This is a genomic window from Brevundimonas sp. GW821-FHT09G01, from assembly GCF_059416065.1.
In genome coordinates, this window is the sequence record NZ_JBWKOL010000002.1 from 127,216 (window position 1) to 142,190 (window position 14,975).

19 protein-coding genes are annotated in these 14,975 nt (G+C 68.4%); 6 read left to right on the forward strand and 13 right to left on the reverse strand.

The features are described from left to right. Position 1 precedes the first annotated feature (1 nt). The 4 genes from dxs to AC07NB_RS05390 form a co-directional block, all read right to left on the reverse strand. Positions 2-1,912 (reverse strand): 1-deoxy-D-xylulose-5-phosphate synthase, encoded by a 1,911-nt coding sequence (gene dxs / locus AC07NB_RS05375; protein WP_291835017.1) that lies wholly within the window; start codon positions 1,910-1,912, stop codon positions 2-4. Positions 1,913-2,030: 118 nt separating this feature from the next. Continuing rightward, positions 2,031-2,900, reverse strand: a complete 870-nt coding sequence (locus AC07NB_RS05380; RefSeq protein WP_291835042.1) for a polyprenyl synthetase family protein — start codon at positions 2,898-2,900, stop codon at positions 2,031-2,033. 38 nt (positions 2,901-2,938) lie between these two features. Beyond that, a complete protein-coding gene (locus AC07NB_RS05385; protein WP_492313826.1) occupies positions 2,939-3,289 on the reverse strand; it encodes a tRNA-binding protein in 351 nt (116 codons plus the stop codon). Beyond that, complete coding sequence (locus AC07NB_RS05390) at positions 3,289-3,534, reverse strand: exodeoxyribonuclease VII small subunit (protein WP_494571218.1); 246 nt, start codon at positions 3,532-3,534, stop codon at positions 3,289-3,291. Before AC07NB_RS05390 ends, AC07NB_RS05385 begins: the two co-directional genes overlap by 1 nt. A 127-nt stretch (positions 3,535-3,661) precedes the next feature. On the opposite strand from AC07NB_RS05390, the gene AC07NB_RS05395 reads away from it, so the two are divergent. Beyond that, positions 3,662-4,636 carry a hypothetical protein gene (locus AC07NB_RS05395; protein WP_494571219.1) on the forward strand — a complete coding sequence of 325 codons (975 nt, stop codon included), beginning with the start codon at positions 3,662-3,664 and terminating at the stop codon, positions 4,634-4,636. Next, positions 4,633-4,989 carry a hypothetical protein gene (locus tag AC07NB_RS05400; protein ID WP_291835007.1) on the forward strand — a complete coding sequence of 119 codons (357 nt, stop codon included), beginning with the start codon at positions 4,633-4,635 and terminating at the stop codon, positions 4,987-4,989. Before AC07NB_RS05395 ends, AC07NB_RS05400 begins: the two co-directional genes overlap by 4 nt. Positions 4,990-4,994: 5 nt before the next feature. Here the strand turns inward: AC07NB_RS05400 and AC07NB_RS05405 are convergent, their stop codons facing one another. The 4 genes from AC07NB_RS05405 to AC07NB_RS05420 all read right to left on the reverse strand — a co-directional run bounded on the left by AC07NB_RS05405 (position 4,995) and on the right by AC07NB_RS05420 (position 7,645). After that, positions 4,995-5,621, reverse strand: coding sequence for a peptidylprolyl isomerase (locus AC07NB_RS05405; protein WP_291835004.1), 627 nt, complete (start codon positions 5,619-5,621; stop codon positions 4,995-4,997). Positions 5,622-5,638: 17 nt separating this feature from the next. Beyond that, positions 5,639-6,223: a histidine phosphatase family protein gene (locus AC07NB_RS05410; protein ID WP_492314087.1), complete on the reverse strand. Its 585-nt coding sequence runs from the start codon at positions 6,221-6,223 to the stop codon at positions 5,639-5,641. A gap of 127 nt (positions 6,224-6,350) precedes the next feature. Then, complete coding sequence (locus AC07NB_RS05415) at positions 6,351-7,271, reverse strand: histone deacetylase family protein (RefSeq protein ID WP_494571220.1); 921 nt, start codon at positions 7,269-7,271, stop codon at positions 6,351-6,353. Then, positions 7,268-7,645, reverse strand: a complete 378-nt coding sequence (locus AC07NB_RS05420) for a winged helix-turn-helix transcriptional regulator (RefSeq protein WP_494571221.1) — start codon at positions 7,643-7,645, stop codon at positions 7,268-7,270. The genes AC07NB_RS05415 and AC07NB_RS05420 overlap by 4 nt, the downstream gene beginning before the upstream one ends. Positions 7,646-7,729: 84 nt before the next feature. Between AC07NB_RS05420 and AC07NB_RS05425 the strand changes: the two genes are divergently transcribed. The 4 genes from AC07NB_RS05425 to AC07NB_RS05440 are packed head-to-tail and all read left to right on the forward strand — an operon-like array spanning position 7,730 to position 11,028. Then, complete coding sequence (locus AC07NB_RS05425) at positions 7,730-8,740, forward strand: zinc-binding alcohol dehydrogenase family protein (protein ID WP_494571222.1); 1,011 nt, start codon at positions 7,730-7,732, stop codon at positions 8,738-8,740. Positions 8,741-8,749: 9 nt separating this feature from the next. Further along, positions 8,750-9,283: a GNAT family N-acetyltransferase gene (locus tag AC07NB_RS05430; protein ID WP_492313833.1), complete on the forward strand. Its 534-nt coding sequence runs from the start codon at positions 8,750-8,752 to the stop codon at positions 9,281-9,283. Between the two features lie 20 nt (positions 9,284-9,303). Beyond that, positions 9,304-10,482: a vWA domain-containing protein gene (locus tag AC07NB_RS05435; protein ID WP_494571223.1), complete on the forward strand. Its 1,179-nt coding sequence runs from the start codon at positions 9,304-9,306 to the stop codon at positions 10,480-10,482. A gap of 36 nt (positions 10,483-10,518) precedes the next feature. After that, positions 10,519-11,028 (forward strand): hypothetical protein, encoded by a 510-nt coding sequence (locus tag AC07NB_RS05440; RefSeq protein WP_291834989.1) that lies wholly within the window; start codon positions 10,519-10,521, stop codon positions 11,026-11,028. A 75-nt stretch (positions 11,029-11,103) separates the two neighbouring features. On the opposite strand, the gene AC07NB_RS05445 is transcribed toward AC07NB_RS05440, so the two are convergent. The 5 genes from AC07NB_RS05445 to AC07NB_RS05465 all read right to left on the reverse strand — a co-directional run bounded on the left by AC07NB_RS05445 (position 11,104) and on the right by AC07NB_RS05465 (position 14,943). Then, the gene (locus tag AC07NB_RS05445) at positions 11,104-11,289 is read right to left on the reverse strand and encodes a CsbD family protein (RefSeq protein WP_291834986.1); all 186 of its coding nucleotides are present in this window, start codon (positions 11,287-11,289) and stop codon (positions 11,104-11,106) included. Between the two features lie 157 nt (positions 11,290-11,446). Continuing rightward, positions 11,447-11,965 carry an NUDIX domain-containing protein gene (locus tag AC07NB_RS05450; RefSeq protein WP_492313835.1) on the reverse strand — a complete coding sequence of 173 codons (519 nt, stop codon included), beginning with the start codon at positions 11,963-11,965 and terminating at the stop codon, positions 11,447-11,449. 1 nt (position 11,966) lies between these two features. After that, the gene (locus tag AC07NB_RS05455; protein ID WP_291834981.1) at positions 11,967-13,013 is read right to left on the reverse strand and encodes a sensor histidine kinase; all 1,047 of its coding nucleotides are present in this window, start codon (positions 13,011-13,013) and stop codon (positions 11,967-11,969) included. Continuing rightward, complete coding sequence (locus AC07NB_RS05460) at positions 13,010-13,435, reverse strand: response regulator (protein ID WP_492313836.1); 426 nt, start codon at positions 13,433-13,435, stop codon at positions 13,010-13,012. The genes AC07NB_RS05455 and AC07NB_RS05460 overlap by 4 nt, the downstream gene beginning before the upstream one ends. After that, the gene (locus tag AC07NB_RS05465) at positions 13,435-14,943 is read right to left on the reverse strand and encodes a sensor histidine kinase (RefSeq protein ID WP_494572561.1); all 1,509 of its coding nucleotides are present in this window, start codon (positions 14,941-14,943) and stop codon (positions 13,435-13,437) included. The genes AC07NB_RS05460 and AC07NB_RS05465 overlap by 1 nt, the downstream gene beginning before the upstream one ends. Positions 14,944-14,975: the final 32 nt, after the last annotated feature.

Here is a 14,975-nt window from a genome sequence, read left to right on the forward strand (position 1 = left end):
CTCAGGCCCGAACGGCGCGGGTCGCCTCGACGCCCAGGGCCTGCAGGGCCGTGGCGGCGATCTGCTCGGCGTTCAGGCCGGCCTGGGCGTACTGGACCGCCGGGCTGTCCTGGTCCTGGAAGACGTCGGGGAGGTGCAGGGTGCGGATCTTGAGCCCACCGTCCAACGCGCCCTTCTCGGCCAGCATCTGGAGCACGAAGGCGCCGAAGCCGCCCATGGCGCCCTCTTCCACCGTAATCAGGCATTCATGCTCGCGAGCGAGACGCAGGATCAGCGCCTCATCCAGCGGCTTGGCGAAGCGGGCATCGGCGACGGTGGCCGAGACGCCGCGCGCGGCCAGGGCGTCGGCGGCCTTGAGCGATTCCTGCAGGCGGGTGCCCAGCGACAGGATGGCGACGGTCGTGCCCTCGCGCACGACGCGGCCCTTGCCGATCTGGAGCGGGGCGGCCAGTTCCGGAATCTCGACCCCGACGCCGTCGCCGCGCGGGTAGCGGAAGGCCGAGGGGCGGTCATCGATCTCCAGGCTGGTGGCGATCATGGCGGCCAGCTCGGCCTCGTCCGAGGCGGCCATCAGAACCATGCCCGGCAGCGCGCCCATGTAGCCGATGTCGAAGCTGCCCGCGTGGGTCGAGCCGTCAGCGCCGACCAGGCCGGCGCGGTCCATGGCGAAGCGCACCGGCAGGGACTGGATAGCCACGTCGTGGACGACCTGGTCGTAGCCGCGCTGGAGGAAGGTCGAATAGATGGCGCAGACCGGCTTCATCCCGTCGGCGGCGAGGCCGGCGGCGAAGGTGACGGCGTGCTGCTCGGCGATGCCGACGTCATAGGTGCGGGTCGGGAAGGCCGCGCCGAACAGGTCGAGGCCGGTGCCCGAGGGCATGGCGGCGGTGATGGCCACCACCGTCGGATCGATCTGAGCCCGCTTGATCAGCTCTGTGCCGAACACTTTGGTGTAGCTGGGCGCGTTGGAGACCGGCTTGGACTGCTTGCCCGAGACGACGTCGAACTTGACCACGGCATGCAGTTTGTCGGCGCTGCTTTCGGCCGGGGCGTAGCCCTTGCCCTTCTGCGTCACGACGTGGACCAGCACCGGGCGATCCGTGATGGCGGCGGCGTTCTTGAGGATGGGAACCAGGTTGTCCATGTCGTGCCCGTCGATGGGACCGACATAGTAGAAGCCCAGCTCCTCGAAGAAGGTGCCGCCGACGATCATGCCGCGGGCGTATTCCTCGGCCTTGCGGGCGGCGTTCTTGAACGGGCGCGGCAGGTGCTCGACGAATTTCTTGCCGATGTTGCGGACCTGGCGATAGGCGCCGCCCGAGACCTGGCGGGCCAGGTAGGCGCTCATGCCGCCGACCGGCGGGGCGATCGACATGTCGTTGTCGTTCAGGATCACCATCAGCTGGCCATTGGTCGCCTCGGCGGCGTTGTTCATGGCCTCGTAGGCCATGCCGGCTGAGATCGAGCCGTCGCCGATGACGGCGACCACGCGGTTGCTCTCGCCCTTCTGGTCGCGGGCGGCGGCGAAGCCGAGCGCGGCGCTGATCGAAGTCGAGGCGTGGGCCGCGCCGAAGGGGTCGTATTCGCTCTCGGATCGCTTGGTGAAGCCCGACAGGCCGCCGCCCTGACGCAGGGTGCGGATGCGGTCGCGGCGTCCGGTCAGAATCTTGTGCGGATAGCACTGGTGACCGACGTCCCAGATCAGGATGTCCCTGGGCGTCTCGAACACATGGTGCAGGGCGACCGTCAGCTCGACCACGCCCAGGCCGGCGCCGAGGTGGCCGCCGGTCACCGATACGGCGTCGATGGTCTCGGTCCGCACGTCGTCAGCCAGCTGCTTCAGCTGGGCGATGTCGAAGTCCCGCATATCGGCGGGGAACTTCACCTGGTCGAGGATCGGGGTATCGGGCATGCGGGCGGTTCGTACCTAGGCCTTTGGTCTTCCAACACGCAGTAGAGCATTTCGCTGCGGTCGAGGTCGATGCGATCTGAAAAATCCGTGCAGGACCAGTGCAGGGATCCGCTCCGTATCAGGACCGGCGCTGAAGCACAAAGTCCACGCTGGCCTTAAGGATATCCGCGTCGGGCCCGAACACGTCCAAGTGGGCGCGGGCCTGGTCCGCCAGGTGCGCGACCCTGTGCCGCGCCTGGTCGACGCCCAGCAGGGTGACGAAATTGGTCTTGCCCTGGGCGTGATCCTTGCGGGCCGCCTTGCCCAGAATGTCTTCGTCGCCCTCGACGTCCAGCAGGTCGTCGACGATCTGGTAGGCCAGGCCGATGTCGTGAGCGAAGCTGGTCAGGGCCTGGCGGTGCACCTCGCGGGCCTGGGCGATGATCAGCGGGATCTCGAAGGCGAAGGTGAACAAGGCGCCGGTCTTGAGCCGCTGCATGCGGGCCACGCCGCCGAGGTCGTCGCGGACGCCCAGCAGATCGATCATCTGGCCGCCGGCCATGCCGCGCGCGCCGGACGCCATCGACAGACGGGCCGCCAGCTCGCAGCGGATGGCGGGATCCTCGTGGGTGTCCTCGTGCAGGATGATGTCGAAGGCGGCGGTCTGCAGCGCATCGCCGGCGAGGACGGCGGTAGCCTCGTCATAGGCGATGTGCACCGTCGGACGGCCGCGCCGGACGTCGTCATCGTCCATGCAGGGCAGGTCGTCATGGACCAGGCTGTAGGCGTGGACGCACTCCAGAGCGCAGGCGGCGCGCAGGACCGGGCGTTCCTCGATGTCGAACAACTGGGCGGCCTCGAGGGCGAAGAAGGGCCGCAGCCGCTTGCCCGGACCGAGCGCGGCGTAGCGCATGGCCTCGGTCAGGCGCGATTCCGGCCCCTCGGCGCGCGGCAGCAATTCATCCAGCGCCACGGTGACCAGGTCGGCGACCTCGGCCACCCGGTCGATGACGCCCTGCTCGGGCGAGTTGGCGGCGTGAGGCTTGTTCAGAACAGCCTCCCGCCCACGGGAACGTCGCGATCGACCCCGACCAGCACCACGGCGCCGTTCTCGTCAGGGAAGCCGAGGGTCAGGACCTCGGACCGGACCGGCCCGATCTGGCGCGGCGGGAAGTTGACCACGGCGGCGACCTTGCGGCCCTCCAGCTCCTCGAGCGTGTAGTGCACGGTGATCTGAGCCGAGGACTTCTTGACCCCGATGTCCGGACCGAAGTCGATGGTCAGCTTGTAGGCGGGCTTCCGGGCCTCCGGGAACGGCTCGGCCTTCAGCACCCGGCCGACGCGAACATCGACCTTCATGAAGTCGTCGAAGCCGATTGTTTCGGCCGGTGCGGACATCAGTCGAACGCCGCCGGCTCGGCGCCGCGCGGCTGGCCGTCGGGACCCACGACGATCTTCTCGACGCGCAGTTGGGCGGCCTTCAGCCGCGCCTCGCAATGCGCCTTCAGGCGCGCGCCCTCCTCGTACAGGGCGATCGATTCCTCGAGCGGCGCCTGGCCGGATTCCAGCTTCTGGACGATCTGCTCCAGGCGCTGCAGCGCGTCTTCAAAACTCAGTTCGGCGGCGATGGGAGTGTCGGTCATAGGGCTTCCACGGACGAACACCTTCCTTAGTCAGTGGACCCCGTGGCGGCAATGCGTTGAAAGGGCGTTCCACATACCGCCGTTACCGACTACACGCGTTCAGGTTCGGGAAGAGCGGGGAGCGATCATGCGGGGATGGCTGATCATCGCGGGAGTGTGCGCCGGACTGGCGGGCTGCGCCACCGTGCCTCGCGACCAGGCGGCAGATCTAGCCAAGAGCGGCGCGGAGGCCTCGGACCTTGCGGCGAAGGAGGTGCGCGACCTGTCGGGACGGCTGGACCGGCAGGAAGAGCTGATGGCCTTCACCAACACCTGGGAGACCTGCATCGAACTGGCCGATCCGAACCAGTGTGAGCCGGCGGACCAGAGCGACGCCAACGCCCAGGAGGTCGGCAAGCTGATCCGGGCGATCAACCTGAGGGCCGATGCGCTGACCGCCCTGGCCGACGCTTATCGGGCGCTGGGACAGGAGGCGCAGTACGACGCGGCGGGCGCGATGGAGGCCGTGGTCGGTCGCCTGACCACCAGCGTCAACGCCTATGCCGACATCCTGCAACCCGGATCGGGCGCCCTGATCAGCGCCCCTCTGGGCAGCGCGATCAGTCAGGGCGCGGGGCTGCTGGCCGGCGACCGGCAACGGACCCGGCTGCGCAACGGCAGCGCCCGCATCCGCGACGCCGTCGTCCTGCTGCGCCGGTCGCTGGGGGCCGAGATGCGGCTGTTCAACGCCCTGTCGGGATCGTTCGCTGATCAGGAAGGCGCCGCGGTCGAGGCCCTCTACAACGCCGGACTGATCTCGCGATCGCCTCTGTTGCAGCCCATGGCCGCCGACCTGGGCGTGACCCTGGTCCCTGACGCCGAGCAGATCCTGGCGTCCAATCCCAGCGCGCGGGGCGCGACCCTCGCCTTCCTGCGCGGACAGGCCAATGACCGGGTGCGCCTGCAGGCCGCGCGCTATTACGCCATCCTGAACACCCTCGCCAAGCTGGAGACGGCCCACACCGATTTCGAGACCGTGGGCGCCGCCGACATCGCGGACCTGAACCGGGCCATCGCCGAGATCACAGCCCTGATCCCCGCGCCGAAGGAGGCCGCCCGATGAGCAGCACCCATGAGGAGCGCTTCGCCCTGGCCGCGCAGGCTTATTCGGATGCGTGGAGCGCCCGCAAGACGGACCGCAAGGCCTGCGGCGGCGACGCGGTGAAGCTGAAGGCGGTCAACGCCAACCTGGACGGCCTTCACACCCAGATGCTGCGCGCCGCCAACGCCTGGCTGGCCGAAACCGGCCCGGCGGTGGAGGCCGCGTTCAAGGCCGCGAAGGACGCCAAGGCCGCGGTCGACAAGGCGCGTAAGGACGAGGTGGACATCGTCACCCGGCTGCGGGCGTTCGCCGATCTGCTGGACGGGGTGAAAACCCTGATCGACAAGGCGGCGAAGGCGACGGAAGACGCCTGACCGGCTCAGGGCGACGGCGTCTCTACCCGGCGGGCGGAGATGATACGGACCCGCGGCTCCAGCATCTGGCCCTGCATGACACCTTCGCCTTCAGTCGGCGACTTGGGCGCCGCCAGGATGGTGCGAACCACATCCATGCCCTCGACCACATGGCCGAACACGGCGTAGCCCGGATCGTCGGGCGTGGTCTTGCCGGCGTCCAGCGAGGTCAGGCTGCCCACGATGATGAAGAAGTCGGCCGTCGCCGTGCCGGGCGCGTTCTGCGCCATCGACAGGGCGCCTTCGGTGTGGGTCAGGCCGGTCTGGCTGGTCGGTTCATGCGCCACGGGCGGCAGGATCCGGTCCCGGGCTCCGCTGGCGCCGCCCTGGATCAGGCCCGCGTCCGGCCCCAGTTGCATGGCGCGATAGAAGGTCAGGCCGTCGAGACGGCGCTGATCGACATAGCGGAGGAAGTTGGCCGAGGTCAGCGGCGCGCGCGGATCGGTCTCGACGAGGATGGTCCCCAGATCGGTGACGAGGGCCACGCGGACCCCGGCGGGTGCGGGCGTCGCGGCGTCCTGGGCCAGGACCGGGCCGGCGCCGAACAGCAGAAGAAGGCCGAGGAGGCCGGAAAGCAGGGATCGCCGGATCATGACGCCTCCGTTTCGCTTCAGCGCTTCTCGTAGCGGCGCTGGGACCAGTAGCGGAAGCCCTGGTTGTGAACCAGCTTCCACCCGTCGGCCTTCAGGCGGCGACCGACCATGTGATTGAAATAGCCGTGCGCCAGCACCAGCACGTCCTGACCGCTTTCGGCGCGTCCGATGAGGACCTGGGCGGCCTGCTCGGCGCGAGCCTCGGCCTCGTGCCGGGTCTCCTGACCCTCGTGGTGATTGAAGGCGTGCCACCAGAAACGGGCGACCGCGCCCCAGTATTTCGGCGGCAGCTTGAACCAGGCGGGGAAGTGCGGCGGCGGCAGCGGCGCCTCGATGAACAGGGCGTCGGTCATGACCTCCTTGCCCGCGGCGGCGGCGGCGGCCGTCTCCTGCGCACGGGGGCGGGTCGAAGCGTAGATGGCGCCCGCGCCCTCGGCGGCGGCGACCAGTTCAGGCGGAGGGGTCTGGCCGGCGCGCAGGCCGCCGATCTCATACTTCGCCCACCAGTCGCGGTACTGGTCCGAGGTCAGCATGCATTTGCGCGACAGGGCCGGTTCGCCATGGCGGGCCAGGATAATGGCGCCGGGACGCACCGCGACCAGCGCCGCCCTGACGCGATCTTGGGGCGGGACAGGCTCTGACGGCGCGGACGCGGGGGTATCGACCAAGGATGAGTCTCTAGCGGCGAGGGGCATAACATTGGAGGGCCAAACCTTTGGCAGACCGTCCTTATTCCTCCCCCAGGGCCTGTACATGGGCGACCGCCGAACGGCCCAGCCCTTCTAGGTCGTAACCGCCCTCGAGCGATGAGACAACCTTCCCGCCGCAGCACGAACGCGCGACCTCTATGACGGCGCGGGTGGCCCAGGCGAAATCCTCGGCCTCCAGGCTCTGGTGGGCCAATGGATCGCGGCGGTGCGCGTCGAATCCGGAGGAGATCAGAATCAGGTCGGGCCGAAAGCCCTGCAAGGCCGGCATCAGTCCGCTGGCGAAGGTCGCGCGCCACGCCTCGCGCGCCGCGTGGGGCGCGACGGGCGCGTTGACGATGTTGCCGACGCCGGTCTCGGAGGCAGCGCCCGTGCCGGGATAGAGCGGCATCTGGTGGATGGAGCCCAGAAACAGGCTGTCGTCGGTCTCGAACGCCGCCTGGGTGCCGTTGCCGTGGTGCACGTCGAAATCGATCACGGCGACGCGGACCAGGCCTTCCGACTGGGCCACGCGGGCGGCGACGGCGACGTTGGAGAACAGGCAGAACCCCATGGCCCGGTCGGGCTCGGCGTGGTGACCGGGCGGACGGACGGCGGCGAAGGCGCGGGTCAGCTCGCCCCGGGCCACGGCGCGCACCGCATCGACCACCGCCCCGGCGGCCAGGCGGGCGGCGCGGATGCTGCCGGGCGAAAGGACGGTATCGGCGTCCAGCTGGTTCAGCCCCTCGGCGGGCGAGGCGTCCAGCAGGCGGGCGACATAGGCCGCCGGGTGCAGCCGCTCCAGATCGGCGACCGAGGCTTCGGCGGCGGCGCGGCGGTCGCGGCCCAGGCCGGCGTCGTCCAGCGCGTCCAGCACCGCCTTCAGCCGCTCCGGGCTTTCCGGATGTCCCAGCCCCGGCTGATGGGCCAGCATATCGGGATGGGTGAAGAGAACCGCGCTCACGCGGCGCAGGCCCGGTCGGTGACGCGCAGGTGGCTTTCGCCCCACACCTTCAGGGCGAGGACCACCGGCGTCAGGTCCCGCCCGGCGTCGGTCAGGCGATACTCCACGCGCGGCGGAACCTCGGCGTAGACGGTGCGGGAGATCAGGCCGTCCTCCTCCATCTCGCGCAGTTGCTTGGTCAGCATCCGCTGGGTGACGTCGCCGACCAGCCGCCGCAAGGCGTTGAAGCGCAGGTTTTCCTGCGTCAGCAGCTGATAAACGATCATGCCCTTCCACTTGCCGCCGATCAGGTCGAGCGAGGCGTCAACGACGCATTCCCCGTCACGCACACGACGCTCGACAGGGCGATGGTAGAAGTGAGAGGCGGTATCCATTCGGGTACTACATCCAGAAAATGACCGTACTTGCCGTCAATGGCAGGGTGCATCAGGTGGGAGTCCGTCGCAACGGAGATCACCATGAAAGCCATCGGAACCCTCGCCCCGCGCCCCTCTGACGATCCGGCCGCCCTGATCGCCTTCGACGCGCCCGAGCCGGCGCCGCGGCCCCGGGACCTGCTGGTCGAGGTCCGGGCCGTGGGCCTGAACCCGGTGGACGCCAAGGTCCGCGCCGGCCGGACCCCCACTGACGGCCAACCGTCGATCCTGGGCTACGACGCCGCGGGCGTGGTGGTCGGGGTCGGCGCCGAGGCCAGCCTGTTCAAGGTCGGGGACGAGGTCTTCTACGCCGGGCAGATCGATCGGCCGGGTTCGAACGCCGAACGGCAGGCGGTGGATGAGAGAATCGTGGGGCCGAAGCCGAAGTCGCTGACCTTCGCCGAAGCCGCCGCCCTGCCCCTGACCGTCATCACGGCCTGGGAACTGCTGTTCGATCGGATGAAGGCCGGGAAGGACGAGGACGAGACCCTGCTGGTCGTCGGCGGGGCCGGCGGCGTCGGCTCGGCCCTGATCCAGATCGCGCGGGCGGTGACGGACCTGCGCGTCGTGGCCACGGCTTCGCGGCCCCAGACGCGGCAGTGGTGCCTCGATCTCGGCGCCCATGCCGTCATCGACCACACCGGCCCCATCGACGAGGCGCTGGAGGCCGCGGGCGAACGCGCGCCGAAATACATCGCCGCCCTGACCCAGACGCCACGCCATTTCGAGGCCCTGGCCCGCGCGATCGCCGTGCAGGGCGTGATCGGCTGCATCGACGACTTCAAGGGCCTGCCCGTCGAACTGCTGAAGGGCAAGAGCGCGGGCTTCGTCTGGGAGTTCATGTTCGCCCGCCCGATGCACCAGACCGCCGACATCCAGGCGCAGCATGACCTGCTGACACAGGTCGCCGCCCTGGTGGACGCCGGGAAGATCCGCACCACCCTGACCGAAAACCTGGGCCCGTTGTCGGTGGAGGCCCTGCTGGAAGGACACCGGCGGCTGGAGAGCGGATCGACCATCGGCAAGCTCGCGCTGGACGCCTTCCCACGCTAAGCGGGGCGGATGACCGACGCGATCATCCGCCCCGCCCGCACCGAAGACGCACAGGCGCTGGCCGACCTGGGCCGCCAGACCTTCATCGACACCTTCGTCGCCGCCGACGGCTTCGCCATTCCCTATCCGGAAGCCGACCTAACGGCCTTCCTGGACGCGAGCTTCAACGCCGACACGATCCGCACCAAACTGGCCGAGCCGGGCGCGGCCTGGTGGGTGGCGGAGCGCGACGGCGACCTGCTGGCCTTCGCCAACACCGGGCCGAACACCCTGCCCCACCCCGAGGGCGAGGCCGGCCATGCCGAGCTGCGGCGGCTGTACGTCTCGAAGGCCGCGCAGGGGCTGGGACTGGGCACCCGGCTGCTGGCGATCTCGCTGGAGTGGATGCAGGCCAACACCACCGGCCCGATGTGGATCGGGGTCTGGAGCGGCAACCTGAAGGCCCAGAAGCTGTACGAGGCCTACGGCTTCGAGAAGGCGGGCGAGTACCGCTATCCGGTCGGCTCGTGGTTCGATGACGAGTTCATCTTGCGGCGCGGCTGATCGGCGATCAGGTTAGGGGCATGCTCCTGCCCTTCTTCACCGCCCTGCGCGACGCGAAAGTCCCCGTGTCGATGAAGGAATGGCTCCATCTGATGGAGGCCATGGACAAGGGCGTGGCCGGCGGAAAGGTGGATGACTTCTACCACCTGTCGCGCGCCGTTCTGGTCAAGGACGAGAAGCACTACGACCGCTTTGACCAGGTGTTCGGCAAGGTGTTCGCGGGGATCGAGACGGTCGGCGCGGGCGAGGACCTGACCACCGACCTGCCCGAGGACTGGCTGCGGCTGCTGAACGAGAAATTCCTCTCAGACGAGGAGAAGGCCCAGATCGAGGCCATGGGCGGCTTCGAAAAGCTGATGGAGACGCTGAAAGAGCGTCTGGAAGAACAGAAGGGCCGGCACGAGGGCGGCAGCAAATGGGTCGGCACGGGCGGGACCAGCCCCTTCGGCCACGGCGGCTACAATCCCGAAGGCGTGCGCATCGGCGGCCCCGGCAAGCAGGGCCGGGCCGTGAAGGTCTGGGAGAAGCGCGAGTACAAGAACCTGGACGACCAGGTCGAGCTGGGCACGCGCAACATCAAGGTCGCCCTGCGCCGCCTGCGTCGCTTCGCCCGCCAGGGCGCGGCGGACGAGCTGGACATGGACGCCACCATCGACGGTACGGCGCGCCAGGGCTGGCTGGACATCCACATGCGGCCCGAGCGGCGCAACACGATCAAGGTGCTGCTGTTCCTCGACATCGGCGGCTCGATGGATGCCCATGTGAAGATGTGCGAGGAGCTGTTCTCGGCGGCGAAGACCGAGTTCAAGCACCTGGAATTCTTCTATTTCCACAACTGCCTCTACGAGGGCGTGTGGAAGGACAACCGGCGCCGGCACGCCGAGAAGATCCCGACCTGGGAGGTGCTGAACAAATACCCCGCCGACTGGCGCGCCATCTTCGTCGGCGACGCGACCATGAGCCCCTATGAGGTGACCATGCCCGGCGGCTCGGTCGAGCACTGGAACGAGGAGGCCGGCGCGGTCTGGCTGAAGCGGGCCACGCAGCAGTGGGACAAGGTGGCGTGGCTGAACCCGTCGCCGGAGCGGTACTGGAACTATTCGGCGTCCGTGGGCCTGATCCGCGATGTCATCGACGAACGCATGTATCCGCTGACGCTGGACGGGCTGGAGAAGGCGATGCGGGCGCTGGCGAAATAGGCTAGCGTGGGGCCGTACATTTCGGAGGCTCCTCCCATGCTGACCGCCGCCGTGCTTTCCGCCCTGATGCTGCAACAGGCCGCGCCCGGCCCGGTCGTCTGGACCGCGCCCGCGGAGCCCGCTCCCGCCGTGACCGCGACAGCCGCCGCCCCCGCGATTCCTGACTGGGCCCGCGCCGATCCTTTCGGCTATGAGCGCTCGGAATGCAGCCCCCTGATCCGCGCGGCCTCGGAGCCGATGGAGGCATGCCAAAGCCGCGTGCGCCTCGCCCTGGCCGCCAATCTCGGCGACGCCCTGCCCGCCGGCCTGCGCCCCAGCGGATCGCCGGACAACTGCCGCCAGGAAGCGGCCGGCGACCGCTATGCGATGCAGTGCGGCGCGCCGAGCCGCAGCGTGCCCGCCGGCCCGGATCTGAGCGACCGGAACTGCACAACCCGACCCGCCGTCACGAACCAGGGCGCGGTCGCTTTCCGCGAGGAATGCACGGTCGGCGGCCGGGAGGTTCGCGAAGAAGGCCTGAAGATCAACCTCGGCCGCCGCGACTGACTCCCCTCAGGCGGATACGCGAACGCCGCGCTCCCCGAGGGAACGCGGCGCTTCGAAATGCAGGATCGGACGGTCCTAGCTGCGCTTGTCGCCGCGCAGGGTGTCCTTGAGGCCACCGACGGCGTTCTGGATCTTGCCGGCGGCCTGGTCGGCCTTGCCTTCCGCTTTCAGCTTTTCGTCGCCGGTGATCTTGCCGGCGAGTTCCTTGGCCTTGCCGCCGATGTTCTTGGCGGCGCCGTCGATACGGTCTTGATCGGGCATCAGAGTCTCCTTGGAAGAGCGCCGAGGGGAGGACGGCGCTTCGATAGGAGAACGGGCGAAGGCGGAGCGATGTTCCCGCCCGCGTCACAGTGTGCGGGACCGTACGGAGATCAGCCCTAGAGCGAAATCGGTTGAGCTGGACGCTGTCCAGCTCGGCTCAGATTTCGCTCCAGTTTGATGCTGGACCATTTTTTGGATTCAGGTCGATCCGACCTGAAGCAAAAATGGTCTTGCGCCGCAACCACGCCGCCACCGCCCAGGCATGGGCGTCGTGGCGCAGCTCGTTCAGGGCGGTGTGCGGATGCAGCCAGACCAGCTCATGATCCGCCTCGACCTTGGCCGAGGGATCCAGCGAGACCTGTTCGGCGATCCAGTAGCCGCCGGTGTTGTTGAGAGGCTCGCCGGTCGATTTACGGAAGAACTGGGAGGCCTCGGCGATGCGGGCGAAGGGGCGAACGGTCATGCCCGTCTCCTCCACGAACTCGCGGATCAGCGCCTGTTCCTCGTTCTCGTCGCCGTCCACCGCGCCGCCCGGCAGGTCGTAATAGCTGCCCTCGCCGCGATCGACCCGAACACAGGCCAGCTTGCCGTCGTGGAAAACCAGGCCGAAGGCGGTGGGGCGCAGGACATAGTCGAGCCCAGGCTCCGCAACGCCGAACTGCAAGGCGGCGGTCATGTCAGAGATCGAAGGCCAGGCGCGCGCGAACGCCCTTGTGCGCCCGGTCGAACTCGACCGTCGAACGCAGGCCCGAGGCCATGGCCGAGATGATCTTGCCGCCCAGACCGGTGCCCTTGGGGGAGCCGTCACCCATGCCCGGGCCGTCGTCCTCGACGGTCAGCAGGGCGCGGCCGTCAGCGTCGGCGCGCAGGATGACGCGGATCTCGCCCCCTTGTCCGGGCGCGTAGGCGTACTTCACCGCATTGGTGACCAGCTCGGTGACCACCACGCCAAGGGAAACCGCCTGATCGGTCGACACGCGCAGGGGCTCGACCTCAAGCGTGATGGCGGGCGAGCCCGCGCCCGGTCCCACCGACTTGCCCAGCTCGTCGATCAGGCCCTTCAGGTACTCGTCCATGTCCACGGAGGTCATGTCGCCCGAGGTGTAGAGGCGGCGGTGGACGTGGGCGACGGCCTCGATGCGGGCCTGGGATTCCTTCAGCGCCGCCCGGGCGCCCTCATCGGCGAGGTGGCGCAGCTGTAGCGACATGAAGCTGGACACCAGCTGCAGCGAGTTGCCGACACGATGGTTGACCTCGCGCAGCATGGCCTCGGCGCGGTCGCGGGCGAGGCGGACCTGTTCCTGCGCCTCGTCATGCTCGCGCTGCAGGCGGCGGCGCCGCACCGCTTCCTCGACCGCGTTGCGCAGCAGGGCGGTGAAGTCCTCGGACACGTCCTTGATGACGTAGTCGGCGGCGCCGGCGCGCAGGGCGGCGACGGCGATACGCCCCTCCTGGGCTCCGGTCACATAGACCACCGGCGGCGGGTCGGTCAGAGCGACGATGTCCGGCAATACGTCCAGCCCGTCGCGGCCGGGCATGTAGTGGTCCAGGGCGACGGCGTCGAAATCGCCCGGACGCGTGATGAGAAGGTTCAGCCCCGCATCCCCGTCGGGGGCGCAGGAAACGGCGTAGCCGTGACGCCCGAGCTCCTTCTCGACCAACCGCGACAGTCCGCGGTCATCGTCGATGTAGAGCAGGCGGATGACCTCCCCGTGGGTCTTCACTCGATCTCCGGCGCCTGCATGACGGACAGGAAAAGCCCGAGCTGGCGGATAGCTCCCGCAAAGCTTTCGTAGTCGACCGGCTTGGTGATGTAGACGTTGCAGCCCAGATCGTAGCAGCGCTGGATCTCGACCTTGTCGTCCGTGGTGGTCAGGACGACCACCGGCGCGCGGCGCAGTCGCTCGTCGTTCTTGACCTTCTCCAGAATGTCCGTGCCCGACATGTCCGGCAGGTTCAGGTCCAGCAGGATCAGCAGCGGCCCGTTGGCCTTGACGGGGGCGCTGAACAGATAGTCCAGGGCGGAGCTGCCGTCGGCGAAGTGCGCGATATCATTGGCGATGTTGGCGCGGCGGATATTCTTTTCGATCAGCTTGGCGTGACCGAGATCATCCTCGATCATGACGATCTTGACGGAACTGCTCATCAATAATCTCCGGGGCCGGCAAGGGTCAGGCGTGTGGGGAATTTGAGAGTGAATGTCGAGCCCTTTCCGAGCTCTGAATCCACTGCGATATCACCGCCGAGGCGGCGAACACTGTTGCGCACGAACGCCAGTCCCAGGCCTTCGCCAGCCCGATCCTGGCGGCCCGACCGGCGGAACAGCTCGAAGATGCGCTCGTGATCCTTGGGCGAGATGCCCCGGCCGTTGTCCTCAATGCGGTAGACGTTCCAGTCGCCCTGCACCTCTCCCGAAACGACGATGCGGCCCGGGCGGCCCTGCTCGAGGTATTTGACGGCGTTGTCGATCAGGTTGCCGAACACCTGCTCGACCGACAGCCGATCGCTGTCCAGCCGGGGCAGGGGCTCCACGACGACCTCGGCATCGGCGGACTCGGTCTGGTGGCGGACGCTGTCGGCGATGCCCCGCACCATCTGCGTCATGTCCAGCAGTTCGGGGACCAGCGTCCGGCGGCCTTCGCGGGACAACTTCAGGATGGCGTTGATCAGCCGGTCCATCTTCTCGGTCGAGGCGCGGATGAAGCCGATGGCCTCCGGCATGTCCTCGCGGACGGCCACGATGATCTCAGGGTCCACCTTCCGGCGGCTCTCGGCCTCGACGATCGCCTTGTCGATGACCTTGCCGACCTGTTCCAGCTCGGAGGTGTAACCCATGACGTTGACCAGGGGCGCGCGCAGGTCGTGGCTGACGATATAGGCGAAGCGCTGGATTTCCTCGTTGGCGCGGGTCAGGTCCGAGGTTCGCTCGCGGACCTTGGCTTCCAGGCCCGCGTTCATGCGATGCACAGCGTCCCGGGCGGCCTGGATCTCGGCCACATAGCGGCGGATCAGCCAGGCGCTGACGCCGGCGAGGACGATGATCAGCACGCCGCCGATGGCGTTGACCAGAACCGTGATGCTGCCGGCCCATTCGGACTGGCGGGTCCGGAACTGCATCCGGGTATCCAGAATCTCGTCGATGCTGGACGCCTCGCTGCGGAAGGCGTCCATCGTCGCCTTGCCCTCATTGCCGCGCACCACCCCGAGGGCCTGCCCCAGACGCCCGGTGCGCGCCATGACGATGGTCCGTTCCAGCTCGGCGTCCTTGGTCTCCGCCAGCTGGCGCAGGTGGACGACGCGGGGCTCGATGTCCGGATCACCGCGCGACAGCTCGGTCAGCTCGGCCAGGATGTTCGGCAGGTCGCGGGAGGCCTCGTCGTTGATCTCGAGGTATTCGGTGTTTCCCGTCAGCAGGAAGCCCCGTTGCCCGGTCTCGGCGTCGATCAGCCGGATCAGCACCGTCCGCGTCTGGCGGCGCAGCAGTTGCGCCTTCTCGACCTCGTCGTTGAAGGTCGCCGTGCGGCGGATCATCACGAAGGTGGCCGCGTTGCTGGCCAGCAGCAGGACAATCGCGAGCGCGAGAAGGCCCGCGACCCGACGACCCAGGGTCGGCGTCCGCAAAAACTGGCCCAGGGCCTCAAGCGTGTCGCGCAACGCCGAACTCATCGGATACGAGCATTAGCGTC